General features: G+C 62.0%; 21 protein-coding genes and 1 pseudogene. 11 read left to right on the top strand and 11 right to left on the bottom strand.

The genetic code is table 11. From position 1 onward, the window contains the following. The 4 genes from AB4O25_RS06995 to AB4O25_RS06980 are packed head-to-tail and all read right to left on the bottom strand — an operon-like array spanning position 1 to position 3,513. Positions 1–1,170: a cytochrome D1 domain-containing protein gene (locus AB4O25_RS06995; RefSeq protein WP_065878742.1), complete on the bottom strand. Its 1,170-nt coding sequence runs from the start codon at positions 1,168–1,170 to the stop codon at positions 1–3. Continuing rightward, positions 1,167–1,484 carry a c-type cytochrome gene (locus tag AB4O25_RS06990; protein WP_017527311.1) on the bottom strand — a complete coding sequence of 106 codons (318 nt, stop codon included), beginning with the start codon at positions 1,482–1,484 and terminating at the stop codon, positions 1,167–1,169. The genes AB4O25_RS06995 and AB4O25_RS06990 overlap by 4 nt, the downstream gene beginning before the upstream one ends. A gap of 16 nt (positions 1,485–1,500) precedes the next feature. Next, complete coding sequence (locus tag AB4O25_RS06985; RefSeq protein WP_068935796.1) at positions 1,501–1,815, bottom strand: c-type cytochrome; 315 nt, start codon at positions 1,813–1,815, stop codon at positions 1,501–1,503. 24 nt (positions 1,816–1,839) lie between these two features. Next, positions 1,840–3,513, bottom strand: a complete 1,674-nt coding sequence (locus AB4O25_RS06980; protein WP_460150694.1) for a cytochrome D1 domain-containing protein — start codon at positions 3,511–3,513, stop codon at positions 1,840–1,842. Between the two features lie 195 nt (positions 3,514–3,708). Between AB4O25_RS06980 and AB4O25_RS06975 the strand changes: the two genes are divergently transcribed. From AB4O25_RS06975 to AB4O25_RS06965, 3 genes are read left to right on the top strand one after another with little or no spacing between them, the layout of a single operon-like run. Further along, a complete protein-coding gene (locus tag AB4O25_RS06975) occupies positions 3,709–4,485 on the top strand; it encodes a CbbQ/NirQ/NorQ/GpvN family protein (RefSeq protein ID WP_017527314.1) in 777 nt (258 codons plus the stop codon). Further along, a complete protein-coding gene (locus AB4O25_RS06970; protein WP_026067224.1) occupies positions 4,469–5,032 on the top strand; it encodes a cytochrome c oxidase subunit 3 in 564 nt (187 codons plus the stop codon). Before AB4O25_RS06975 ends, AB4O25_RS06970 begins: the two co-directional genes overlap by 17 nt. 7 nt (positions 5,033–5,039) lie before the next feature. Next, on the top strand, positions 5,040–5,288 hold the full coding sequence (locus tag AB4O25_RS06965; protein WP_017527316.1) for a cytochrome C oxidase subunit IV family protein: 249 nt from the start codon (positions 5,040–5,042) through the stop codon (positions 5,286–5,288). Here AB4O25_RS06965 and AB4O25_RS06960 read toward each other — a convergent pair. Further along, on the bottom strand, positions 5,265–5,945 hold the full coding sequence (locus AB4O25_RS06960) for a Crp/Fnr family transcriptional regulator (RefSeq protein ID WP_065878749.1): 681 nt from the start codon (positions 5,943–5,945) through the stop codon (positions 5,265–5,267). The genes AB4O25_RS06965 and AB4O25_RS06960 overlap by 24 nt on opposite strands. Before the next feature lie 218 nt (positions 5,946–6,163). Between AB4O25_RS06960 and AB4O25_RS06955 the strand changes: the two genes are divergently transcribed. Then, complete coding sequence (locus AB4O25_RS06955) at positions 6,164–6,601, top strand: carboxymuconolactone decarboxylase family protein (protein ID WP_017527318.1); 438 nt, start codon at positions 6,164–6,166, stop codon at positions 6,599–6,601. A 4-nt stretch (positions 6,602–6,605) separates the two neighbouring features. On the opposite strand, the gene AB4O25_RS06950 is transcribed toward AB4O25_RS06955, so the two are convergent. Then, a complete protein-coding gene (locus AB4O25_RS06950) occupies positions 6,606–7,376 on the bottom strand; it encodes an AraC family transcriptional regulator (protein WP_460150693.1) in 771 nt (256 codons plus the stop codon). A gap of 98 nt (positions 7,377–7,474) precedes the next feature. On the opposite strand from AB4O25_RS06950, the gene AB4O25_RS06945 reads away from it, so the two are divergent. Then, complete coding sequence (locus AB4O25_RS06945; protein WP_460150692.1) at positions 7,475–8,605, top strand: MFS transporter; 1,131 nt, start codon at positions 7,475–7,477, stop codon at positions 8,603–8,605. On the opposite strand, the gene AB4O25_RS06940 is transcribed toward AB4O25_RS06945, so the two are convergent. Then, positions 8,595–10,739, bottom strand: a complete 2,145-nt coding sequence (locus AB4O25_RS06940) for a TonB-dependent siderophore receptor (RefSeq protein ID WP_460150691.1) — start codon at positions 10,737–10,739, stop codon at positions 8,595–8,597. The two genes, AB4O25_RS06945 and AB4O25_RS06940, sit on opposite strands and share 11 nt — an antisense overlap. Before the next feature lie 191 nt (positions 10,740–10,930). On the opposite strand from AB4O25_RS06940, the gene AB4O25_RS06935 reads away from it, so the two are divergent. Next, positions 10,931–11,710 carry an acetoin reductase gene (locus AB4O25_RS06935; protein ID WP_017527320.1) on the top strand — a complete coding sequence of 260 codons (780 nt, stop codon included), beginning with the start codon at positions 10,931–10,933 and terminating at the stop codon, positions 11,708–11,710. Between the two features lie 181 nt (positions 11,711–11,891). On the opposite strand, the gene AB4O25_RS06930 is transcribed toward AB4O25_RS06935, so the two are convergent. Beyond that, entirely contained in the window at positions 11,892–13,757 is a 1,866-nt protein-coding gene (locus AB4O25_RS06930) for a sigma-54-dependent Fis family transcriptional regulator (protein WP_460150690.1), read from the bottom strand. Positions 13,758–14,065: 308 nt separating this feature from the next. Here AB4O25_RS06930 and AB4O25_RS06925 point away from each other — a divergent pair, with 308 nt between their 5' ends. The 3 genes from AB4O25_RS06925 to AB4O25_RS06915 are packed head-to-tail and all read left to right on the top strand — an operon-like array spanning position 14,066 to position 17,189. After that, positions 14,066–15,043: a thiamine pyrophosphate-dependent dehydrogenase E1 component subunit alpha gene (locus AB4O25_RS06925; protein WP_017527322.1), complete on the top strand. Its 978-nt coding sequence runs from the start codon at positions 14,066–14,068 to the stop codon at positions 15,041–15,043. A 26-nt stretch (positions 15,044–15,069) separates the two neighbouring features. After that, positions 15,070–16,089 (top strand): alpha-ketoacid dehydrogenase subunit beta, encoded by a 1,020-nt coding sequence (locus AB4O25_RS06920; RefSeq protein ID WP_017527323.1) that lies wholly within the window; start codon positions 15,070–15,072, stop codon positions 16,087–16,089. Next, positions 16,086–17,189 (top strand): acetoin dehydrogenase dihydrolipoyllysine-residue acetyltransferase subunit, encoded by a 1,104-nt coding sequence (locus tag AB4O25_RS06915; RefSeq protein WP_460150689.1) that lies wholly within the window; start codon positions 16,086–16,088, stop codon positions 17,187–17,189. The genes AB4O25_RS06920 and AB4O25_RS06915 overlap by 4 nt, the downstream gene beginning before the upstream one ends. Before the next feature lie 75 nt (positions 17,190–17,264). Here the strand turns inward: AB4O25_RS06915 and AB4O25_RS06910 are convergent, their stop codons facing one another. The 3 genes from AB4O25_RS06910 to rfaH form a co-directional block, all read right to left on the bottom strand. Beyond that, positions 17,265–18,347: an LLM class flavin-dependent oxidoreductase gene (locus tag AB4O25_RS06910; RefSeq protein ID WP_460150688.1), complete on the bottom strand. Its 1,083-nt coding sequence runs from the start codon at positions 18,345–18,347 to the stop codon at positions 17,265–17,267. A gap of 206 nt (positions 18,348–18,553) precedes the next feature. Further along, positions 18,554–18,862: a phosphomannomutase gene (locus tag AB4O25_RS06905; RefSeq protein WP_223271478.1), complete on the bottom strand. Its 309-nt coding sequence runs from the start codon at positions 18,860–18,862 to the stop codon at positions 18,554–18,556. Between the two features lie 165 nt (positions 18,863–19,027). After that, entirely contained in the window at positions 19,028–19,537 is a 510-nt protein-coding gene (gene rfaH, locus AB4O25_RS06900; protein WP_068935806.1) for a transcription/translation regulatory transformer protein RfaH, read from the bottom strand. 412 nt (positions 19,538–19,949) lie between these two features. Here rfaH and AB4O25_RS06895 point away from each other — a divergent pair, with 412 nt between their 5' ends. Together AB4O25_RS06895 and AB4O25_RS06890 are read left to right on the top strand one after the other, a co-directional pair. Further along, the gene (locus AB4O25_RS06895; RefSeq protein WP_420712911.1) at positions 19,950–20,339 is read left to right on the top strand and encodes a low molecular weight protein-tyrosine-phosphatase; all 390 of its coding nucleotides are present in this window, start codon (positions 19,950–19,952) and stop codon (positions 20,337–20,339) included. Between the two features lie 43 nt (positions 20,340–20,382). Beyond that, a pseudogene (locus AB4O25_RS06890) lies at positions 20,383–22,610 on the top strand (polysaccharide biosynthesis tyrosine autokinase). Positions 22,611–22,732: the final 122 nt, after the last annotated feature.

Genomic DNA, 22,732 nt, shown 5'->3' with positions numbered 1-22,732 from the left:
TCAATACCCCATTTTTTGTGCGCGGCTGCTGAAGAAAATTCCGCTGGGACTCAAGGCCGGCAAGGTCTTGAGCAACGTCAGGCGATACGGGTCCCAGACCTGCACCTGTTCGCCGTCGCGCACCGACAGCCACAGCTGTTCGCCACGCCCGGTGAACTCCATGTGCAGCACGCCGGGGCCGGGGCGCAGGTCGGCGACGATCTGATGGGTTTCACTGTCGATCACCTGGACGCGGTCGTTGTCCGGGTAGGCGAAGTTGACCCACAGCTGGCGCCCATCGGGCCGCGCGGTGACGAAGATCGGCTGGCCGGCCACGGCAATCGCGGCGCTCTGTCGCCAGCTGCGCGCGTCCATTACCAGCACCTGGTGGCGGCCCACCGCCGGCACGAACGCCTGGTTGTCGGCCACGGCCCAGCCTTCCAGGTGGGGCATCTTGTAGACCGGCAGCCTGGCCTGGCCGCGGCCATAGTCGGCCAGCACGCGCTTGACGCCTTTTTCCGGGTGCCACAGGTCGAGTTGCGCCATGCCGTCTTCACCGAACAGCCCGGCCATGTAGTAACGGCCATCGGCGGTGATCAAGGCGTCGTAGGGTTGCTCGCCGATACCGGTGAAGCGGGTGATGTGCGGCGTGTCGCCCTGGCTGAAATCGGCGCTCCAGATTTCGCCGCTGTCGAACAGGCTGAACACGAAACGTTGACCGGGCGCATCCACCAGGCCCACCACCCGCGAGCGTTTACCGTCGGGCAACTGGCTGGCGGGGATATCGGCGACCAGCGCCAGGGTGGCGGCATCGAACACCTTGACGCCGCCGGGCTGATAGTTGGAGACGGCAATCAGGCGCCCATCCTGGCTGATGGCGCCGCCGATACTGTTGCCGCCCTGGAGGATGCGTTTTTCAATGCGCAGGCGGAGCAGATCGACTTTGCTCAGCCCGCCGTCACGGCCAAAAATATAGGCCATGCGCTGGTCGCGGGAAAACACCACCGAGGCATGGGACAGATCGCCCAGGCCCTCAATGCGCGCCAGCGTGGTCATGCCGCTGGTTTCAATGATCTGCGCGCTGGCGTTGGCGCGTTCGATCACCAGGCCCAGGTCGCCGCTGCCGCGCAGCGGTGGCTGGGTGCAGGCGCCGAGCAGCAGGCAGAAGGTTAAGAGCGTAGGGCGGATCATGGTGCCGGGCTTCCTTGCAAGAGGCGGTCGACCAGCCAGGCGATGTCGTCCGTGCTGAGCAATGGCGCCCAGCCCGGCATCGCGCGGGTGGGGCGGCCGTCAGTGACGGTGGCGATCAAGCTGTCGCGGCTTTGCCCGGCCAAGGCCTGGGGCGTCAGCGCCGGGCCCAGGCCGCCGGTGAGGTAGAGGCCGTGGCAGGCGCCACAGTCCTGGGTCAGCAGGTGCTCAAGGCGGGCAGCGTCGGGCGTCGCGGCTGCCCGTGTGGCAATCAGCAGGAACAGCGCCATGGCGGTACCGATTATTGATGCTTGCATGGCGCGCTCCTCGTGCTTATTTCAGGCTCAGGATCCACTCGGCCAACACCTTGGCTTCGTCGTCCGTCACCGGGTTCGGCGGCATCGGGATCGGCCCCCAATTGCCCTGGGTGCCGTTCTTGATATGGCTGGCCAGGGTGGTGGCGGCGTCCTTCACACCGGTGTTCTTTTGCGCGACGTCTTTCAACGCCGGGCCGACCCGCTTGCTGTCGACGCTGTGGCAGGCGGCGCAGGGTTTGCTGTTGAACAACGCCAGGCCGTCTTGCGCCAGCGCCGGTTGCAGGCTGAGCGCGGCGGCGGATACCAGCAGTGCCAGAAGCCTATTTTTCATGGGGAGACCTCGTGTTGATGGGGCTCAATAAATGTCGTGTTGGGTGTTGTAGACATTGAATTTTCCGGTGGGCGTGATCAGGCGCTTGTCCCTGATCACCTGCTTGAGCTTCAAGGTCTTGTCGTCGATCACCACCAGCGCCGACTCTTCGGTCTGGCCGTTCCACACTGAGAACCACACCTCGTCACCGGCCTTGTTGTATTCCGGTTGCACCACGCGCAGCGCGCCTTGCTTGATCCCCGAATACTCGGCGATCGGCAGTACGCTGTAGCCCTTGTCCAACTGGTTTATGTCGAACACCGCCACCGATTGGCTCAGCTTGGTGTCGGGGTTCAGGGTGGTGTCGACGTACAGGTGATGGGAGTTGGGATGGGTCTTGATAAACAGCGAACCACCGCCTTGGCCCTTGAGCGATTCGACCTGTTTCCAGGCGTACTGCGCGTGCTTGACCGGGTCGGTACCGATCACCGAAATGCCGCCGTCGCCCAGGTGGCTGGTGGCCCACACCGGCCCATAGGTGGGGTGGATAAAATTGGCGCCACGCCCTGGGTGTGGGGTCTTGCCCACGTCCACCAGGGCGGTGAGCTTGCGCTCCCTGGAGTCGATCACCGCGACCTTGTTGGAATTGTTCGCAGCGGTCATGAAGTAGCGATGGGTGCTGTCCCAACCGCCGTCATGCAGGAACGGCGCGGCGTCGATGGTGGTGATGGTGAGGTTCTTGATGTCCTGGTAATTAACCAGCATCACCTTGCCGGTTTCCTTGATGTTGACGATAAATTCCGGCCATTCATGGGAGGCAATGATCGCCGCCACGCGCGGTTCGGGGTGGTACTCCTGCTTGTCCACGGTCATGCCGCGGGTCGAGACGATCTGTTTGGGCTCCAGGGTTTCGCCGTCCATGATGGTGAACTGCGGCGGCCAATAGGAACCGGCAATCGCATACGTGTCTTCATAGCCTTTGAACTTGGACGTCTCTACCGAGCGCGCTTCGATGCCCACCTTGATTTCGGCGACCTTGGTCGGCTCGGCGGGCCACAGGTCGATCATGTCGATCTTGGCGTCGCGGCCGATCACCAGCAGGTAGCGCCCCGACGCCGAGATCCGCGAGATGTGCACGGCGTAGCCGGTGTCGATGAGCTTGACGATCTGCTTGGTGTCGCCATCGACCAGGGCGATCTTGCCGTCGTCGCGCAGGGTCACGGAAAACAGGTTTTCCAGGTTGAGCATGTTCAGCTGTTTCTTCGGTCGGTCGGCGGGTTTGACCAGCACCTTCCAGGTCTTCAGGGTCTCGGCCATGCCCCATTCCGGCGGCGTGGGCGCGGTGTGCTGGATGAAGGTGGCCATGCTGGTGATCTGTGCTTTGGTCAGCGCGTTGGAGGTGCCCCAGTTCGGCATGCCGGCGGGGGAACCGTAGGTGATCAGCGCTTCCAGGTAGGCCTGGCCACGGGCCTGGGTGATGTCCGGCGTCAGCGGTTTACCGGTGGCGCCTTTGCGCAGCACACCGTGGCAACCGGCGCAGCGTTCGAAATAAATCTGCTTGGACGTATCGAAATCGGCCTGGCTCATATCCGGCGCGCCCGCCGTCTTTATCAGCGCGGGTTGTGTGTTGCCATGGGCGGACAAGGGCAGTGCCAGGGCCAGCGCGCAACTCAGTGCGGCGAGGCTCGGGATGAAGGTGGTTCGGTTGCGAGTCAGCATTCCATTTACTCCTCAGGCAAGACCTTTGCGATGCCGCACAACAGGGTGCGGGGCGCAGGTTCTTAGTGCCCGGCCAGACTATGGCGCAGCGTTGCAATGCTCGCTTGACGGCGATCAAGTTTGCCTCGGGTAGCGCTTGCCAGGTTGTCGCAGGCGCCCTTAGCGTGGCGGTCAAACCCGCTTTGGAAAACGCTAATGACTGAGCCTTTCTATCAACCGCTGGCCAACGAACAGCAGCTGTTTGAACACGCCTGGCACCACCGTATGCCGGTGCTGATCAAGGGCCCCACCGGCTGCGGCAAAACCCGTTTCGTGCAGCACATGGCGCACCGTCTCAACCTGGCGCTGTACACCGTGGCTTGCCACGACGACTTGAGCGCCGCCGACCTGGTGGGTCGCCATCTCATCGGCACCCAGGGCACCTGGTGGCAGGACGGCCCACTGACCCGCGCCGTGCGCGAAGGCGGCATCTGCTACCTGGACGAAGTGGTGGAAGCGCGCCAGGACACCGCCGTGGTGCTGCACCCGGTGGCCGATGATCGCCGCGAGTTGTACCTGGAACGCACCGGTGAGGTGGTCAAGGCACCGCCGTCGTTCATGCTGGTGGTGTCCTATAACCCCGGTTACCAGAACCTGCTCAAGGGCATGAAACCCAGCACCCGCCAACGCTTTGTCGCCATGCGTTTCGACTACCCGGCGGCGGAACTGGAAACGCACATCGTGGCCCGTGAGGCCCAGGTGGACACCGCGCTGGCGGGTGAGGTCGTGCGGTTGGGCCGGGCCTTGCGCCGTCTCGACCAACACGACTTGGAGGAGGTTGCCTCCACACGCCTGCTGATCTTCACCGCCCGCCTGATCGCTGCGGGCATGCCGCCGCGCGACGCCTGCCTGGCGTGCCTGGCCCAAGCCCTGAGTGATGACCCTCACACCGTCGCGGCGCTGATGGACGTGGTGGATGTGCACTTTGCCTGAGCCCCGACGCTTGCCTGGGGACCTGGCGATGTGGTTGTTCATCCTCGCCGAACTGACTGTATTTGCGCTGCTGATCCTCGCGTTTGCCACCGCCCGGCTGTTGGCCCCGCAGGTCTTTGCCGAAGGCCATGCGCAGTTGGACACCTCTACCGGGCTGGCGATGACCCTGAGCCTGCTGACCGCCGGGTTGCTCGCGGCATTGGCGCTGCAGCAGGTACGCCAGGGCTGCCCAAGGCGCGGCGCCGGCTTATTCGTGGCGGCGTTGTTGGCGGCGTTGCTGTATGCGCTGATCAAACTGGCCGAGTACGGCCACCTGGCCGCTGCCGGGTTGGGGATGGAGCACAGCCGGTTTTTTACCTTGTACTGGGTACTCACCGGCTTTCATTTCCTGCATGTGCTGCTGGGAATGCTGATTCTGGGGTGGCTGGCGCTGGGCTGTTGGCGTGGGGGCCTCTCGGTCGGTGGCGTGGAGTCCGGCGTGTTGTATTGGCACATGGTCGATCTGGTGTGGGTGGTGTTGTTTCCCGTGGTGTATGTGATGGGGTGAGGGCGCGATGACGGCTTTTTGGGGGTTGGTGGCGTGTTGGCTGGGGTTGGTCGGGTTGAGCGTGGGCACGGTCCTGGCGGGTGCTTCCGGCGGCGGGTGGGCCGTCTTGCTGCTGGCGGTGGTCAAGGCGTGGGTGATTGTCGACGGTTTCATGGAACTGCGGCATGCGCCTCGGCGGTGGCGTGCGCTGCTGTTGGGCTGGGGTTGGCTGCTGGTATTGCTGGTGGGGATATCAGTTGGCTTGATAGGCCATTAACCCGTCCTCGCTGAGGATGCGGATGGTGCGCCGCTGTACTTCGATCAGGCCACTGTCCACCAGCCGGTGCAGGATCCGCGATAACGTCTCCGGCTGGATGCCCAGCTTCGATGCCACCAGGCGCTTGGGCACTTGCAACACCACGTCGCCGCTGAGGTTGTCGCGCTCCTGGAACATAAAATTGATCACTCGGCGGCTGGCATTGGCCAGGGTCAGGGTGTCGATGTCCTTGAGGCGTTGGTGCAAATGAATGCTCATGCTGGCCAGGATCGCCAGGCAGATTTTCGGTTGGTCTTCCAGGGCGCGTCGGTAGTGCTGGCCCTCGATACTCACCAGCACGCAATCCTTGAGCGCGGTGGCGCTGACCGGATAGGTCTTGGCCTGGGTGAACAGCAGGGCTTCGGCGAACGTCTGGCCGGGATGGATGACTTCCACTAGGTGCTCCTGGCCTTCGCCGGTGACGCGGTGCAGTTTGATCTGGCCGCTGACCAGCAGGAAGAACCGCTCGGCCGGGTCGCCCTGGTGCATCAGCGGGGTGTGGTTGGGCAGGCGCTTGAGATTGGCCAGCGTACACACATCCTGGAAGGTTTTTTCCGGGAGCTGGCTGAACAGATGATGACGGCGCAGGGTCAGGACGATGTTGGGATGAGTAAGCATGGGAGCCTCCGTGGTCGGCATGGTAGAGCGCGACCCGCGCGTGGGGATATGCCTCTGTGGGGGTACCTCTTACGGCGCGCGAGTTAGGCACACAAACCGATATGGCCGCGAAAAAACCGGCGCCATTGGTCACCTCATCTTCGCTGGAATTGGCTATTTCTCGCGCCCTCACCGCTGGCTAACCTAGCCCCCAGTTATCACCCTTGAGGAGTATCACCATGCAACCCCGTACCGACTTCTACACCGCTTCGCCCGACGCCATGAAAGCCATGCTCGCCCTGGAAGCCGCCGTCGGCAAACTGTCCATCGAGCTGCCTCTGTTGGAACTGATCCGCCTGCGGGTCTCCCAGATCAACGGCTGTGCCTTCTGCCTGGACATGCACACCGCCGATGCGCGCAAGGGCGGCGAGACCGAGCGTCGCCTGTACACCTTGTCGGCCTGGCGTGAAACGCCGTTTTTCACCCCGCGTGAACGTGCTGCGCTGGCCTGGGCCGAGAGCTTGACCCTGATCAGTCACACCCATGCCCCCGACGAAGATTTCAACGCGCTGGCCGCCGAGTTCAGCGCTCAGGAACAGATCGACCTGAGCGTGGCGATCGCCACCATCAACAGCTGGAACCGCCTGGCGGTGGGTTTTCGCAAGATGCCCAAGTAAGCCACTAACGGGCTTTGAAATAGCCCCGTGGCGTGGTGCCGGTCATGTGCTTGAAAAAGGCGATCAACGCGCTGTCGCTGGTAAAACCCAGTTCAAAGGCGCAGTAGCTGATACTGCGCCCGGTGGCGAGCAGTTCGATCACCCGCATCAGGCGCCATTGCTGGCGCCATTGCTGATACCCCAGGCCGGTTTCCCGTTGAAAGATCCGGCCGATGGTCTTGGCGCTGGCGCCCACCTGTTGTTCCAGGGCCTGCAACGAGGGCGGCAAGGTGTCGAGGCTGTTCATCAACGGGGCCAGGCGTTTGTCCCGTGGCAGGGGCAGCAGCATCGGTTGTTCGGCGGCATCGCGGATCTCGCTCAGGCACAGCGCCAGCAGATGAGCATATCGGCCAGAGGACCAATCGGTATCGAAGGCCGCCATCGCCATCGGTTCCAACACTGCCCGCAGCAATGGGCTGACCTCGATGACCCGAACCTGGGCAGGCAACTGCTGCGCCAGGGCAGGGTTCAGGTACACCGAACGATAATCCACGGTCTGCTGCATCACCGCACGGTGCGGCAGGCCGCAGGGTATCCAGGCGGCACGGGTGGGCGGCAGCAGGCATAGCTGGTTGTCCAGATGGATGCGCGTGCAGCCCTCGCGGGTGTACAGCAGTTGCCCACGCTGGTGCTGGTGCAGCCCGGAATCATGCTCACCCAAGAGGGCGGCGATCCCGATAACCGGCGCAGCCAGGCGGTCGGGATCGAAAGAAGCGTCGGCGGCGAGCCAGGCCATAGGTTGTCCGATTTCATCGATAAGTTGTCGAAGTTTGGATAATAGTCCATTGGGCGCTGTTTAAAATCCTTCCATTACTTTTCTGGAAGGACACGTCGATGGCTCTCAAAAATCTATTGGTCTTGGCGGTGGCGTTGCTGATGTTTCCGCAACTGGCCCAGACCCTCTACAGCCCCGCCCTCGGCGATATCGGCCAGGCTTTTGCGGTGGGGCCGGAGCGTGCAGGGCAGACGCTGTCGGTGTATTTCCTGGCCTTTGCCCTGGGCGTTGTGGTGTGGGGGCGGGTGTGTGACCACCTTGGGCGCCGCCCGGTCATGCTGGTCGGGCTGGCGATCTACGCGGGCGCTTCGGTGTTGGCGTTGAGCGTCAGCACCTTCACCGGCCTGCTCCTGGCCCAGGCATTGGCGGCCTTTGGTGCCGCGGTGGCGTCGGTGGTCACGCAAACGGTGTTGCGCGACCGCTTTCACGGGCCGGAGTTGGCTCAGGTGTTTTCCGTGGTGGGCATCGCCATGGCCGCCAGCCCGGCGATTGGTCTGTTCAGCGGCGCGGCGTTAGTGCAGTCGTTCGGCTATCGCGGCATGCTCTGCGGTTTGTTGGCGCTGGTGTTGCTGCTGTGGGGCTGGTGCGTCTGGGCCTTGCCGGAAACGCGCCCGGCGTCGCTGCCCACCACCTCAATGCACAAGACGCTGGGCCTGATGTTCAAGGACTTGGGCATCTGGTGTTCGGTCGGGCTGGTAGCGGCGTTCAATGTGGCCTTGTTCGCGTATTACAGCGTGGCGCCATTCATCTTCGAGCAACAGGGGTTGTCCTCTGCCGCGTTCGGCTACAGCGGGGTGCTGTTGGCCATGGGCTCGGGGCTGGGGGCGTGGCTGAACAAAGCGCTGCTCAAGCGGGGCATGAACGGCGATCAATTGGTGCTGACCGCCGCCGGTGTCGCGGTGTTGGGCAGCCTGTTGGTGTTGGCGCTGCAACACACGTGGTTATTCGTCATGCCGATGCTGCTGGTGGTGTTGGCGTTCGGCATGGCGATCCCCAACGTGCTCGGTGCCGCGCTAATGGCGTACCGCGACCGTTTGGGCACGGCGGCGGCGGTGTTCGGTTTGCTGTATTACCTGGCGATCGGTGCCGGCCTGACCCTGGTGGCCTGGGCGCAGGACCTGGGCTGGAGCTTGTTGGTCTGTGGGCTGGCGGCGCTGTGCCTGGCTACGCCGCGAGTGTTCAGAAGTTGACCGAGGCACTCAGGCGCGCCGTCAGCGGCGCGCCCTGGAACAGGTAGTCATCGCCCATGTACTCGCCGGCGTCGCGCCAATAGCGCGTGTCGAACAGGTTGTCGACGCTCAGGCGAAACACCGTTTCATAACCGTCGACTTGGGTGGTGTAACGGCTGCCGACATTCACCACTGCGTAATCCCCCACCTGCACGTTGCCGCTGCGGTTGGCGTACTTCTTGGCGCTGTATTGCACGCCGCCCAACACGGCCAGCCCGTTGACCCAGGGTAACGCGTAGTCGGCGTACACACTGGCGCGCAGCTTGGGTACGTTGATCGCCTGGTGCCCTTCATAGGCCGGTGTGCCGCTGCCGCTCACCCGTGCGCGGATCGCCGCGACGCTGGTGGCTATCTGCAGACGCTCGGTGGCCCAGCCATTGGCCGACAGTTCCAGCCCGGTGTTTTTCTGCTCGCCCTGTTGCACGTAGGTGAAGAGGGCCCCGCCGTCGGGCCTGGCGTACTGGTAGGCCTGGCGGGTCTGGAACACGGCGGCGGCGAAGCTGATGCGGCGCCAGTCGTATTTCACCCCGGCTTCGATCTGCCGGGAGGTGGTCGGGGCCAGGGTTGTGTCCTTATTGGTTGCAAACCACGGCGCGGTGCCGCCCAGGGACAGGCCCTTGTTGTAACTGGTGTAGAGCGAGATGTTTGCAATCGGCTGGTAAATCAGCGAGGCCTGGGGCAGGAACACATATTGCCGGGTATGGCGGGCCTGGTTGCCAGTGCCGTCGAAGGCTGTTTCATCCAGGCGCACTTCGCGGCCGCCAAGAATGGTTTGCCATTGCTCGTTGAAGCGGATGCGGTCGGTGACGAACAGGCCGTACTGGCGGCTGTCGAGGGCACGGTGGCTGTCGTTGAGAGGGGCATCGGCGGGAGCGAATGTCGGCGCATCGGCGTCGATGTTGCCGCTGCCGAGCCACGCGTTGATCGCCGTGCGCTTGTCGATCACCCGGCGAAACGCGCTGGTGCCGAAGGTCAGTTCATGGCCCAGGCCGGCGGCGTCGAACAGGCCGGTCATGGCGGCCTGCATTTCATCGTCGCGGCGGGTGTCGTCGGGGCTGCGGTAGTCGTAGATGTCGTAGTTGCCCTGCGGGGTGAAGGTATTGCCGACGCCGCTGGTGTCACCGCCCCAGGCGAACGAACTGTAGTCATCGATCACCACCTTGCTGCGCGCGGCGCTGACGTTGCCCGACCACTGGTCACTGAAGCGGTACTCGAAACTGCCGTTGAGGTTCAGCGAGTCGATGCCGACCTGCTTGGACCCGCTCTGATGGCCCAGCAGCTTCTTCGGCGAGGCGCCATGTGGCACTTCGGTGCCACCGAGCAATTGGTAACCCGGCACCGAGCGTTGCTGTTTGCTCTGGTATTCGGCGTCGAGTTTCAGCACGGCGTCCGGGCTGATGTTCCAGTCGAAGGCCAGGGACACAAAGTCGCGCTGGCCGTTGGCGTGTTCCACATAGGCATTGAGGTCTTCATGGGCGACGTTGGCGCGCAGGCCCATTTGCTGCTCGCTGCCGAACCAGCCACCGACGTCGGTGGCGATATAGCCGCTGCCGCGATCATCGGTGGCCAGCGTCACCGAGCGCACATCTTCGGGGCGCTTGGTCACATAGTTGATCACGCCGCTGGGCTCGGAAATGCCGCTTTGCAGGCCCGCCAGGCCCTTGAGCACCTCGACCTGCTGCTTGTTTTCCAGGGCGACGTTCTGCTCGCCGGTAATGGTGCGCCCGTTGATCTTGTAGCTGCTGGCCGCATTCAACGAAAAGCCGCGCACCACGAAGTTTTCGTAGTAGCCGATCGGCGCATAACTGTCGCCCACCGAGGCGTCGTTGCGCAGTACCTCGCTGAGCAGGCGCGCTTGCTGATCCTTGATCAGCGCGGCGTTGAGCACGGTGATCGAGGCCGGGGTGTCCAGCAGCGGCGCTTCAGTAAAGCCGCCGACCGAAGCGGTGTCCGCGCGGTAGCCCGACGCATCCTGGCCCTGGACCTTCACCGCCGGCAGTTCGAGGTCTGCCGCGAGGCTATTGCCGATACCACCGCTGAGCAGCAGGCCGAGGGCCAAACGTGACGTGACGACAGGACGAAAACGCAAAACCATGGGGCAGGGCCTTAAAGCGCAGGGCGGGGGGCGCATAAGCTAGGCATTGGCGCGCACTTTTACAAGTTCGCCAGGATCATTCGCGCGCTGAGACGGCCCGTCTCAGTCGCCACGCCATTGCCCTCGCGCCTCGACACCCCGGCGTGCGCCTGCGATAGACAAGGCTTCCCTTATCATTGCAGGAGATCGTCATGGGTATTGCAGGCAACGTTGCGCTGGTCACCGGCGCCGGGCAGGGGATTGGCCGGGCCATTGCCCTGCGCCTGGCACGGGACGGTGCGGATATCGCCCTGGTGGACATCAACGGCACCAAGCTCGAAGCCGTGGCGGCTGAAATCGTCGCGCTGGGGCGCAAGGCCTCGGTGTTCATCGCCGATGTGTCCAAGCGCGACCAGGTGGTGGCGGCGGTGGAGCATGCGCACCAGACCTTGGGCGGCTTTGACATTATCGTCAACAACGCCGGGGTGGCGCAGATCGATTCGCTGCTGGAGGTAAGCCCGGAGCAGGTCGAGCGCACCCTGGGTATCAATGTGCAGGGCGTGCTATGGGGTATCCAGGCCGCCGGCAACAAATTCAAGGCGCTCAAGCAAAAGGGCAAGATCATCAATGCATGCTCCATCGCCGGCCACGAAGGCTTTGCTTTGCTGGGCGTGTATTCGGCCACCAAATTCGCCGTGCGCGCCCTGACCCAGGCGGCGGCCAAGGAGCTGGCAAGCGCCGGGATCACGGTGAATGCCTATTGCCCCGGTGTGGTGGGCACTGACATGTGGGTCGAGATCGACCGGCGCATGGCCGAGATCACCGGGGCTGAAGTTGGCGCGACTTACAAGAAATACGTGGACGGCATCGCCCTGGGCCGCGCGCAAACGCCGGAAGATGTGGCGGGGTTGGTGGCGTTCCTGGCCGGGCCGGATTCGGACTACATGACCGGCCAGGCACCACTGATCGACGGCGGCCTTGTCTACCGCTGATTCCTGAAGGCCCGCTCGATCCAATGTGGAAGGGGGCTGCTCCCGATAGCGGTGGGTCAGCCACAGATCATCAACTGACACGCCCTCATCGGGAGCAAGCCCCCCTCGCCACAGGTCCAGTGTTCGCCCTTAATTGACTGGCGTTGGGGCAAGCCCCTCCCACAGGGTTGGCCGCGTTGTGTCAGGTGGTCTTGCCGGGCATGTCGATGCCCAATTGGTTCACCCGTCTGTAAAGCGTCGCACGTGAAATCCCCAGCGCCTGCGCCGTCGGCAACGGCTTCCAGCGATGTTGAATCAACGCATCCAACACCCTCTGGCGTTCCGGGCTGACGCTCTGTTCGGCCGGTGCCTCAAGCTGCGCTTCGCCCCGTACTTGCACCGGTAAATCCGCCAGTTGCACCGTGCCGCCTTCGCACACCGCGCAGGCATACGCCAACGCGTGGCGCAGTTGCCGCACATTGCCCGGCCAGGCATAACCCAGCAGCCGTTCCAGCGCGGCCTGACCGATGCCCAGCGACACGCCGCTGGTGCGCGCCTCTTGCTCCAGCAGCCGGTTGATCAACGCCAGTTTGTCGGTGCGCTCGCGTAAGGGCGGCAGGCAGAAACGCGCGCAGCCCAGGCGAAAGTACAGGTCTTCACGAAAGTGTCCCTCGCTGACCAGCGCCGCCAGGTCGCGATGGCTGGCGCAGATCACTTGGATATCCACGGTGCGGGTCTTGGCCCCGCCCAGTGGCGCCACTTCGCCCTCGGCCATCACCCGCAGCAAGCGTGTTTGCAAGGCCAGTGGCATGTCGCCTATTTCATCCAGGAACAGCGTGCCGCCATCGGCCTGCACCAACAGCCCAGGCATGCCTTTGTTGGAGGCCCCGGTGAAGGCCCCGGCCACGTAGCCGAACAGCTCGCTTTCGATCAGGTTTTCGGGAATCGCCGCGCAGTTCACCGCCACAAAGGGGCCGTCCCGCCGGGCGCTGCGCTCATGCACCTGGCGGGCGAAAACCTCCTTGCCCGCGCCGGTTTCCCCCTGCACCAGCACCGGCAGGTTACGGTCCTTGACCCGCACGGCCAGGCGCAGATGCTCTTCCACGCGCGGGTCGACCTGGCTGTGGGATATCGCTCGCGCCGGTGCGCGTCGTGGCGTGTTGACCCTTGCGTGCAGGGCTTGCGACTCGCCCAGCCAGCGCAGTTGCTGGGTCGATTGGTCGGTGACCGCGCGCAACGCATCCAGGTCGAACACCTCGCCGATATGCTCCGGCACCTGCCCAAAGCGCAGGCGCAGGGCCTGGCGCGCCTTGCTGTTCAAGGCCTGCAGGCGCCCGTCCTGGTCCCATGCCAGCAGCAGGTCGGGCTGGCTGTCCACATAGCCCGGCGTGCTGTGCGCCTGCAACACCCAGTGCTGGCGGGCGCTGTGCATGAAGAAGGCGTTCTCGATGGCCTGGGCACTCTGCGCCACCATCTGCCGCACCAGGTGCTGGCTGCGCCGGTCATCCGGGGACTTGAGCGCCGAGGCGTCCATCACGCCCAACAGGTTGCCCTGGGGGTCGAAGATCGGCGCGGCGGAGCAGGTGAGGCCGATGAACGCCGCGCGAAAGTGGTCGCGCTTGTGCACGGTCACGGCGGCTTTGCTGGTGAGTACCGTGGCCACGCCGCAGGTGCCTTCTTCGGCTTCCGACCAGCAGGTGCCCAGGTACAGGCCGGCCTTGCGGCAGTCGCTGCGAATCGCCGTGTCCACGCGGTGGTCGATGGTCTGGCCCTGGGCGTCGGTGAGCATCACGCAGTAATCGGCCTGGCGCACGCGGTGGTGCAATTGGCCGACGGCTTCGCTTGCAATGCGCATGAACAGCTCGGCGCGTTCGCGGCATTCCTTGAGCAGGGGTTCGGTGAGGATGCGCGGCCCTTGCAGCGAGCCAGGGTCCAGATGGTGTTGTTCCATGGAGCGGCGCCATGAATCGAAAATCAACGACGGCACCGGCGCCTGGGGCAGGCGTTCGGCATTGCGGACCACGCGACTGACGCAGTCGACGTGCTCTCTGGAGTTCACGGCGAGCATAAGGCCTCCGGTTCTCGATCTTTGTTGTTATGCCCGCCATTAAGCGCCCACGGGCACAGCGGAACAAGAGCGCCCTGACCAAGGGCTCGGGGTGAGACGCTGCGTCTCACGCGCGCTGAGACACAGCCTGCACGCTGCAATGGCCGGTCTCATTCTGTGCTGTGGCGCAGCCTGCGCACAACCGCGCGGCACTGCTCTGGATCAAGGCTTTGCCAGGTTTTTTGATGATTTGGCACAGGCTGTGCTGAGGGGCTTACAGCTGGCCGCAGCCAGCCTTCTGTGTGTCGAGACAACCGGAGAACAACAAGATGTCCACTCACCTGTCCACCGATCAATTGCTGCATGCCTACACCGTGATGCGCACCATCCGTGATTTTGAAGAGCGCCTGCACGTGGAGTTCGCCACCGGCGAGATCCCCGGTTTCGTGCACTTGTATGCCGGCCAGGAAGCCAGTGCCGCCGGGGTCATGGCCCACCTCAACGATGACGACTGTATCGCCTCCAACCACCGTGGCCATGGCCATTGCATCGCCAAGGGCGTGGACGTGTTCGGCATGATGGCCGAAATCTATGGCAAGAAAACCGGGGTGTGCGGCGGCAAGGGCGGCTCCATGCACATCGCCGATCAGGAGAAGGGCATGCTCGGCGCCAACGGCATTGTCGGTGCCGGTGCGCCGTTGGCCGCCGGTGCAGCGCTGGCCTCCAAGCTCAAGGGCAGCCAGGGCGTGGCCGTGGCGTTTTTCGGCGACGGCGGCTCCAACGAAGGTGCGGTGTTCGAGGCGATGAACCTGGCCGCGATCATGAAACTGCCGTGCCTGTTCGTCGCCGAGAACAACGGCTATGCCGAAGCGACCGGCTCCGGCTGGTCGGTGGCGTGCAAGGACATCGCCGAGCGCGCCGTGGGGTTTGGCATGCCCGGCGTCATCGTCGACGGCAATGACTTTTTTGCCGTGCACCAAGCCTTGGGCGTTGCGGTAGAACGTGCGCGCAACGGCGAGGGGCCGACGCTGGTGGAGGTCAAGTTGAGCCGCTTCTACGGCCACTTCGAAGGCGATGCGCAAACTTATCGCGGCGTGGACGAAGTGAAAAAACTGCGTGAATCCCAGGATTGCCTGGTGCTGTTTCGCACGCGTTGCCAGGCCGAAGGTTGGCTTGACGCCGGGCAGTTCGAGCGCATCGACGGCGAGGTCGCCCAGTTGATCGAAGACGCGGTGCGCCTGGCCAAGTCCGATCCCAAGCCCCAGGCCGCCGACCTGCTCAGTGACGTCTACGTCGCCTACCGCTAATAACAATAAATTTCGGAGAGAATTTCATGGCTCGCAAAATCAGCTATCAGCAGGCAATCAACGAAGCCCTGGCCCAGGAAATGCGCCGCGACCAGAGCGTGTTCATCATCGGCCAGGACGTATCCGGCGGCACCGGTTCCCCCGGCGAGCAGGACGCCTGGGGCGGTGTGCTCGGGGTGACCAAGGGCCTGTATCCGGAATTTCCCGAGCGCGTGCTCGATGCACCGTTGTCCGAGGTCGGCTACGTGGGCATGGCCGTCGGCGCCGCCACCCGTGGCATGCGCCCGGTGTGCGAATTGATGTTCGTCGACTTTATCGGCTGCTGCCTCGACCAGTTGCTCAACCAGGCCGCCAAGTTCCGCTACATGTTCGGCGGCAAGACCACCACGCCGCTGGTGATCCGCGCCATGTACGGTGCCGGCCTGCGCGCCGCCGCCCAGCATTCGCAGATGCTCACGTCGATGTGGACGCACATTCCCGGCCTCAAGGTGGTGTGCCCGTCCACGCCCTATGACGCCAAGGGCATGTTGATCCAGGCGATCCGCGATAACGACCCGGTGATCTTCCTCGAACACAAGATGCTCTACAGTCTGCAAGGCGAGGTGCCGCAAGAGCTGTATACCGTGCCGTTCGGCGAAGCCAACTTTGTGCGCGAAGGCCGCGACGTGACCTTGGTGACTTACGGGCGCATGGTGCATATCGCCCTCGAAGCCGCCGCCAACCTAGCGCGCCAAGGCATCGACTGCGAAGTGCTGGACCTGCGCACCACCAGCCCGCTGGACGAAGACAGCATTCTGGAAAGTGTGGAGAAAACCGGGCGCCTGGTGGTGATCGACGAGTCCAACCCGCGCTGCTCCATCGCCACCGACATCAGTGCGCTGGTGGCGCAGCAAGGCTTTGCATTCCTGCGGGCGCCGATCGAGATGGTCACCGCGCCGCACACGCCGGTGCCGTTCTCCGATGCCCTGGAAGACCTGTACATCCCCAATGCCGCGAAGATCGAAGCCGCCGTGCTGAAAATCGCCGACAAGAGGACTGCCGCATGATCCACACCTTGACCATGCCCAAGTGGGGGCTGTCGATGACCGAAGGTCGCATCGACGTCTGGCTCAAGCAACCCGGTGATCGGGTAGAGAAGGGCGAAGAAGTGCTGGACGTGGAAACCGACAAGATTTCCAGCAGCGTCGAGGCGCCGTTCAGTGGCGTGTTGCGCCGGGTGTTGGCCTTGAGCGATGAAACCCTGCCGGTGGGCGCCTTGCTCGGGATCGTGGTGGAGGGCGAGGCCACGGACGCCGAGATTGATGCGGTGATCGACAGTTTCAACGCGGGGTTCGTCTCCACCGCCGCCGAATCCGAAGCCAGCGGCCCGAGCGCGCAGAAGGTCGAGATAGGCGGGCGCTTGCTGCGCTATCTGGACCTGGGCGAAGGCGATACGCCGTTGGTGCTGGTACACGGGTTTGGTGGCGACTTGAACAACTGGCTGTTCAACCAACCGGCCCTGGCCGCCGAGCGCCGGGTGATCGCCCTGGACCTGCCGGGGCATGGCGAGTCGGGTAAGCAGTTGCAAACGGGTGATGCCGAAGAACTGAGCCAGGCGGTGCTGGCGTTGCTTGATCACCTCAAGCTCGACCGCGTGCACCTGGCCGGGCACTCCATGGGTGGGCTGGTCAGCCTGACGCTGGCCAGCCAGGCGCCGCAACGGGTTGCTTCCTTGATCCTGATTGCCAGCGCCGGGCTTGGCGCGGATATCAATGGCGATTACCTGCAAGGTTTTACCGCTGCGAATAACCGCAATGCGCTCAAGCCGCAACTGACCCAACTGTTCAGCGACCCGGCGCTGGTCACCCGGCAGATGCTGGAGGACATGCTCAAATTCAAACGGTTGGAAGGGGTGGATCAGGCGTTGCAGCAGCTCAATTCCCAGCTGTTTGACGGTGGGCGGCAGCGACTGGATCTGCGCGCCGTGGTGGCTCGACAACCGAGCCTGGTGATCTGGGGCAGTGACGATGCAATCATCCCGGCCGGGCATGCCGAGGGGCTGGAGGCCCAGGTGGAGATCGTGCCGGGGCAGGGGCATATGGTGCAGTTGGAAGCGGCGGAGCGGGTCAATCAACTGATCGCCACCTTCCTCAAATCCCAACCTTGAAATGCAGTTAAAAAGTGGGAGGGGCGGTGCGACGATTCGACTTGCCCCTCCCACATTGGTTTGTAGTGTTCTTGCTTACGCGACTTGCCTGGCCTGTTCGCGTTGTGCAATCAGCTGGCGGGTGAGGGGGATCAATTGCTTGCCGTACTCAATCGCATCATTGAGCGGATCGAACCCACGGATCAGGAACGTGGTAATTCCCAAGTCGTAGTAATCCACCAGCGCCTCAGCGACTTGCTCGGCCGTGCCCACCAGTGAGGTGGAGTTACCTTGCGCCCCGAGCAGCCCGGCAATGCCTGTCCACAAACGCTTATCCAACCGCGCGCCTTGTGCCGCCGCCGCGAGCAAACGGCGCGAGCCTTCATTCGGTGGTTCGCGGCGTACAAAGCCATTCTGCTCGGCCAGCGCGGTGGCCCGTTGCAGGATGTTCTCGGCGCGCGCCCACGCCACTTCTTCGGTCTCGGCCAGGATCGGGCGCAGCGACAAACTGAAGCGAATCGTGCGCCCATGCCTGGCCGCTTCGGCACGCACTTGGGTCACCACCTCGCGCACCTGCTCATAGGTCTCGCCCCACAGCGCGTACACATCGGCATGCTTGCCGGCCACCTCAATCGCGGCAGTGGACGAACCGCCGAAATACAACGGAATATGCGGCTGCTGCGGCGACTTCACCGTGGAGTGCGCGCCTTCGACCTGGTAGTAAGTGCCGGCAAAATCGAAGGGCTGCTCGGCGGTCCATTCCTGACGCACCACGCTCAGGTATTCGTCGGTGCGCGCGTAGCGTTCGTCCTTGCCGATATGGCTGCCATCGGCACGCAGTTCGCGGTCATCGCCCCCGGTGATGATGTGCACGGCGGTACGCCCGCCGTTGAACACATCGAACGTGGCGAACTGGCGCGCCGCGAGGGTCGGCTGGACGAAACCCGGACGGTGAGCGATGAGAAATTGCAGTTTTTTCGTCACGCTGGCAGCGTGGGCGGCGATCAACGTGCTGTCCGGGCTGTTGGAATGAAAGGCCACCAGCGCGCGGTCGAAACCGGCCTCTTCGTGGGCGCGGGCCACGGTTTCCACGTAATCCGGTTGCAGGGTAGGGCCGCTGTGCGGGTGGATCTCGGACGCATGGTGGCCGCCGATATAGCCGATGAATTCGATGCTCATGGTCTGTCCTTGTCGAGTAGGGTGATCAACACCTCCGCCGGGTAGGGGGTCGGTCATGCTCGTTCAAGGTAGGGGCAGCGAATGGCTGTGTAAAATGCCGTTTGGTTCTATCCTCATTATTAAAAAATAGAATCATGTAGGCGCCATTTGATCAGATAAATGCATTTAGTGTGTATGCCGGCAAGGGTGTCGCCCACCCTGGACGCTCATGTGCGCTCCCGGGTGTCGGATATGTGGGCCAGCAACTCTGCGGTCTTGACCTGCAGGTAGTGGCTGTCGCCGCGACTTTCCACGCACAGGCATACAGACAGGGCGTCACTGACCTGCAACTTGAAACGCCAGTCGGCAAAAACCATGGACAAGCCCGTGCACGACTCATCGCTGTCCAGGGAGTTGTCGGCATATAACACGTGCATGCGTTCAACGACATGCGTCGAGTTATTGACCTCGACATGAATATTTCCCGAAGAAGGGAATAGGCCAATACGCTCTACCAGTAACTTTGATGTGTTCATGGCCGTCCCCTCGCTGTTGCATCCAGGGGGCACTTTATTATGCGAGGGTAAAAAAGTACTGGAATGTTATTTTTAGTCGGCTAGGCCGACTCGGGTTGTTTTCGACGTGTACGACACACGCTTGAAGTTGACGAAGTGTGCTTGTAAATGGCTGATGGTGGGCGTTCAGTCAAGGCTTTTGACTGCGTTGAGCGGCAAGCCGACCCGGTGCTCGCGGTGCAGGAGATTGATCAGCACAATCGCGCGTTCCTCGCCTGTCATACCCAGGAATACGCCCTCGAGTTCAGCAAATGGCCCTTCATTGATACGCACGTTCTCCCCAGGAGCCAACAGCGGTGTCACAAGGGGCTGGTGATTGCGTCGCTGCAATTCGTCGACCAGTTCATCGCCCACCGGCAGTGGATCACCACCAAATGCGACGATGCGCGAAACCCCACGCGTGGAGCGCAGAGGGCTCCAACTGTCCTGCGAGCTCAACTGAATAAACAGATAACCGGGGAACAGCGATTCAGTCATGACCCGACGCTCGCCTTTTAACAGGCGCTCACGTGTGCAGATGGAGCGAAAGCAGGTGTAGCCCTGGCGCTGCAGATGCGCTTCGGCGCGTTCATCCTGCCTGGCTTTACACTGAACCAGATACCAGGCTTTGGCGGCGAACTCTGTCGTTGCGGTCATGGGATGTCCTTATGGCGGTGAGCCTGTTCAGCCGGCACTCGGATGCCACGCGTTGCGTTAGTTATTGACTGTTCGTCGTGTCATGTTGATCGAACTAACGCCGGCAGTGCGTGAATGTTAGAAATTGTCGGTGGCGGGTATTAATAACAAATAAGTGTCCGAGCAGGCGCCGTGTTATTTTTTGTCCGTTTAAAAACTTGGGTGCCGCCCAAGGGGCGTGATAAATAAGTACCGCGTTGAAGTTGTAAAGCGGGCTTTGCTGTTTCTGTGCCTGTCGATGGCAGGCTTGTACGTGGTTAAAAACTCTTATGTTCGGCAAGTGCGACGTCACCGCCAAAGTTGAAAAGACGGGGAAATTATCTTGCTTAAAAGAGTGTTGATTGTCTGTGTCGGCAATATTTGTCGCAGCCCTATGGCGGAGCATCTGTTGCGTGAGGCACTCACTCGTTCCGATATCGAAGTGAGTTCCGCCGGCCTGTCCGCATTGGTTGGCGAGCCCATCGAATCGACGGCGCTTGCGGTGCTGGCGGCGCATGGTCATACGCCCAACGTGCACCAGGCGACTCAACTCGCGCCCCAGGCGATCACCGAGGCTGATCTGATTCTGGTGATGGAACAAAAGCACATCCGCGGCGTGCTCGGCATGGCCCCCGAAGCGCGAGGCAAGGTGTTGATGCTGGGGAAGTGGCAAAGCGACCGAGAGATCAGAGACCCCTACCGTCAAGGTAAACCTGCCTTTGTACACGCGTATGCGTTGATCGAAGAAGCGGTAAACGCGTGGGCGCTGCGTCTAGCAAAGTGACAACCCCCTTTCTTGAATCGTATTAAGGCAAAGAATCCGACTTATGCAGCAAGTGCCAGTAGCCACCCTACGAGAAGACGACGCCGACGAGATTGATCTCCTTGGTCTGTTTGGAACACTGATCGACCATAAAGGGTTGATTGCAGCGATTACGGGCGCGTTTATGCTGACGGGGGGGCCTATGCGGTGCTGGCGACGCCGGTTTTCCAAGCGAATGCGTTGTTGCAGGTCGAGGCCAAAAAGAACGATTTGCTGGGTTTCTCCGACGTCAGCAGCATGCTCGGAAAAGAGTCGCCGTCCGCGACCGAAATTGAACTGATCAAGTCACGTGCAGTGATCGGCAAGACCGTGGACGAACTCAAACTCGCCATCCTGATCGAGCCTGAGTACTTTCCCGTGATCGGCGGTTTTCTTGCGCGGCGTTTTAAAAATACCAACCCGGGTGAAGTCTCTAGCCCATGGTTGGGCCTGACCCGTTACGCGTGGGGAGGCGAGCTGCTGAAAATAACCCACCTGGACCTGCCGCCCAACTTGCTCGCCAAAAAACTGACCTTCATTACGGGTGAGGGCGGGGCGTTCACATTGCTCGATGACGATGATGAACTTCTGGCGCAAGGGCAGGTGGGCGAGGCTGTCGAGCAGCATGGCGTTGCGCTCTTCGTTGAAGCGCTACAGGCCAATCCGGGGACTCGGTTCAGCATCGTGCGCAAACCTCGATTGACCAGCATTCTGGATTATCAGGAGGCGCTGGATGTCACTGAGCGCGGAAAAGAATCGGGCATTATCGGGTTGGCGTTAGAGAGTACCGAGCCGGAACTCGCGGTAAAAATCCTCAACAAGATTTCTGCGCTCTATGTCGAACAGAATGTGCAACGTACTTCGGCTGAGGCGGCGCAAAGCCTGGAGTTTTTGAAAGAGCAATTACCTCAGGTCAAAAGTGACCTGGAAAAGGCCGGCAATGCGCTCAACGCCTACCAGACGCGCACAAAGTCGGTGGACATCAGCCTGGAAACCAAAGCGATCCTGGACCAGATTGTGTCGCTGGATACGGCCATCTCTCAGTTGAAACTCCAGCAAGCCGAGATGGACCGCAAATTCACCCGCCAGCATCCGGCCTATCGTGCATTGCTCGCGCAGATCGGTGAGTTGAGCAGCAAGCAACAGAGGCTGTCCGAGAAGGTCCAGGACCTTCCTTCGACACAGCAAGAACTGCTCAGCCTGAACCGCGATGTCGAGGTCGGCACGGCGATCTATACGCAGCTGCTCAACAAGTCCCAGGAACTCGACGTGATGCGAGCGGGCACGGTGGGTAATGTGCGTTTGATCGATGCGGCGGATGTGAACCTCATCAAACCGGTCAAACCCAAGAAAGTGTTGATTGTTCTGGTCGCAACGTTCCTGGGCTTATTCCTGGCGGTGGTGCTGGTGCTGTTGCGCAAAGCCTTGAACAGAGGCATAGAAAGCCCGGAGGCTATTGAGAAACTGGGGCTTGCGGTCTATGCCTCCATACCCTACAGCACGCTTCAAAAAGACCTGGAAGAACAACCTACCGCTACGCAAAAACGCCCTGCTCGCAGTGGCGGGTTGTTGGCCATCAACCATCCCACGGACCTGGCGATTGAAGCGCTGCGCAGCTTGCGCACCAGCCTGCATTTTGCGATGCACGAAGCCAGCAACAATCGCCTGATGATCTCCGGTCCGAGCCCACAAGTGGGCAAGACCTTCGTGTCGGTCAATCTGGCAGCCGTGATCGCTCAGACAGGCCTGCGCGTGTTGGTCATCGATGTTGATATGCGAAAAGGCTACATCCATAAAGTCATGAAAACCTCCAGCGCCAATGGGCTTTCCGATGTGCTCACCAAGCGCTGCGATCTGACAACGGCCATTCATAAAACTGCGATCGAACATTTTGACTTTATCAGCCGTGGGCAAATACCGCCTAACCCGTCGGAATTGCTCATGCATCGAAACTTCACGGAACTGCTATCGCAGGTCAGTGAACAGTATGACTTGGTCATCCTGGATACCCCTCCATTGTTGGCGGTCACCGATGCGGCGATTGTAGGGCGCCAGTCAGGAACGAACTTGATTGTGGCGCGGTTCGGTTTTAACCCCGCCCGGGAAATAGAACTCACCATGCGTCGGTTCGCCCAGAATGGGGTTAACTTGAAAGGCGCTATCTTGAACGGTATTGAAAAAAGAGCCTCGGCGAAATACGGGTACGGTGCGTATGGTTACTATACGTATGAATATAAGTCGGATGTTAATTAAGGCCTGTGGGGCGGGCTGATATAAATACACGCCGTCATGAATATGGGGTTCTCAGGGAATGACGCTAAACCCTGGGGCGGTAGCGTGGGTTTTTCAAGTTTGTATGACGCACTGTCTGCGCC

Source organism: Pseudomonas sp. S3_A03 (genome assembly GCF_054668275.1).
This window is presented reverse-complemented; position numbering and strand designations above follow the sequence as displayed.

What these genes read in the sequence shown, in the direction of transcription:
- AB4O25_RS06950 (WP_460150693.1), bottom strand. Translation starts at nt 7,376, where the DNA reads ATGGCCTGGCTCGCCGCCGACGCTTCTTTCGATCCCGACCGCCTGGCT.
- AB4O25_RS06920 (WP_017527323.1), top strand. Translation starts at nt 15,070, where the DNA reads ATGGCTCGCAAAATCAGCTATCAGCAGGCAATCAACGAAGCCCTGGCC.
- AB4O25_RS06915 (WP_460150689.1), top strand. Translation starts at nt 16,086, where the DNA reads ATGATCCACACCTTGACCATGCCCAAGTGGGGGCTGTCGATGACCGAA.
- AB4O25_RS06990 (WP_017527311.1), bottom strand. Translation starts at nt 1,484, where the DNA reads ATGCAAGCATCAATAATCGGTACCGCCATGGCGCTGTTCCTGCTGATT.
- AB4O25_RS06930 (WP_460150690.1), bottom strand. Translation starts at nt 13,757, where the DNA reads ATGCTCGCCGTGAACTCCAGAGAGCACGTCGACTGCGTCAGTCGCGTG.
- AB4O25_RS06985 (WP_068935796.1), bottom strand. Translation starts at nt 1,815, where the DNA reads ATGAAAAATAGGCTTCTGGCACTGCTGGTATCCGCCGCCGCGCTCAGC.
- AB4O25_RS06910 (WP_460150688.1), bottom strand. Translation starts at nt 18,347, where the DNA reads ATGAGCATCGAATTCATCGGCTATATCGGCGGCCACCATGCGTCCGAG.
- AB4O25_RS06945 (WP_460150692.1), top strand. Translation starts at nt 7,475, where the DNA reads ATGGCTCTCAAAAATCTATTGGTCTTGGCGGTGGCGTTGCTGATGTTT.
- AB4O25_RS06925 (WP_017527322.1), top strand. Translation starts at nt 14,066, where the DNA reads ATGTCCACTCACCTGTCCACCGATCAATTGCTGCATGCCTACACCGTG.
- AB4O25_RS06960 (WP_065878749.1), bottom strand. Translation starts at nt 5,945, where the DNA reads ATGCTTACTCATCCCAACATCGTCCTGACCCTGCGCCGTCATCATCTG.
- AB4O25_RS06965 (WP_017527316.1), top strand. Translation starts at nt 5,040, where the DNA reads ATGACGGCTTTTTGGGGGTTGGTGGCGTGTTGGCTGGGGTTGGTCGGG.
- AB4O25_RS06975 (WP_017527314.1), top strand. Translation starts at nt 3,709, where the DNA reads ATGACTGAGCCTTTCTATCAACCGCTGGCCAACGAACAGCAGCTGTTT.
- AB4O25_RS06905 (WP_223271478.1), bottom strand. Translation starts at nt 18,862, where the DNA reads ATGAACACATCAAAGTTACTGGTAGAGCGTATTGGCCTATTCCCTTCT.
- AB4O25_RS06935 (WP_017527320.1), top strand. Translation starts at nt 10,931, where the DNA reads ATGGGTATTGCAGGCAACGTTGCGCTGGTCACCGGCGCCGGGCAGGGG.
- AB4O25_RS06995 (WP_065878742.1), bottom strand. Translation starts at nt 1,170, where the DNA reads ATGATCCGCCCTACGCTCTTAACCTTCTGCCTGCTGCTCGGCGCCTGC.
- AB4O25_RS06980 (WP_460150694.1), bottom strand. Translation starts at nt 3,513, where the DNA reads ATGCTGACTCGCAACCGAACCACCTTCATCCCGAGCCTCGCCGCACTG.
- AB4O25_RS06940 (WP_460150691.1), bottom strand. Translation starts at nt 10,739, where the DNA reads ATGGTTTTGCGTTTTCGTCCTGTCGTCACGTCACGTTTGGCCCTCGGC.
- rfaH (WP_068935806.1), bottom strand. Translation starts at nt 19,537, where the DNA reads ATGACCGCAACGACAGAGTTCGCCGCCAAAGCCTGGTATCTGGTTCAG.
- AB4O25_RS06970 (WP_026067224.1), top strand. Translation starts at nt 4,469, where the DNA reads ATGTGCACTTTGCCTGAGCCCCGACGCTTGCCTGGGGACCTGGCGATG.
- AB4O25_RS06955 (WP_017527318.1), top strand. Translation starts at nt 6,164, where the DNA reads ATGCAACCCCGTACCGACTTCTACACCGCTTCGCCCGACGCCATGAAA.
- AB4O25_RS06895 (WP_420712911.1), top strand. Translation starts at nt 19,950, where the DNA reads ATGGCGGAGCATCTGTTGCGTGAGGCACTCACTCGTTCCGATATCGAA.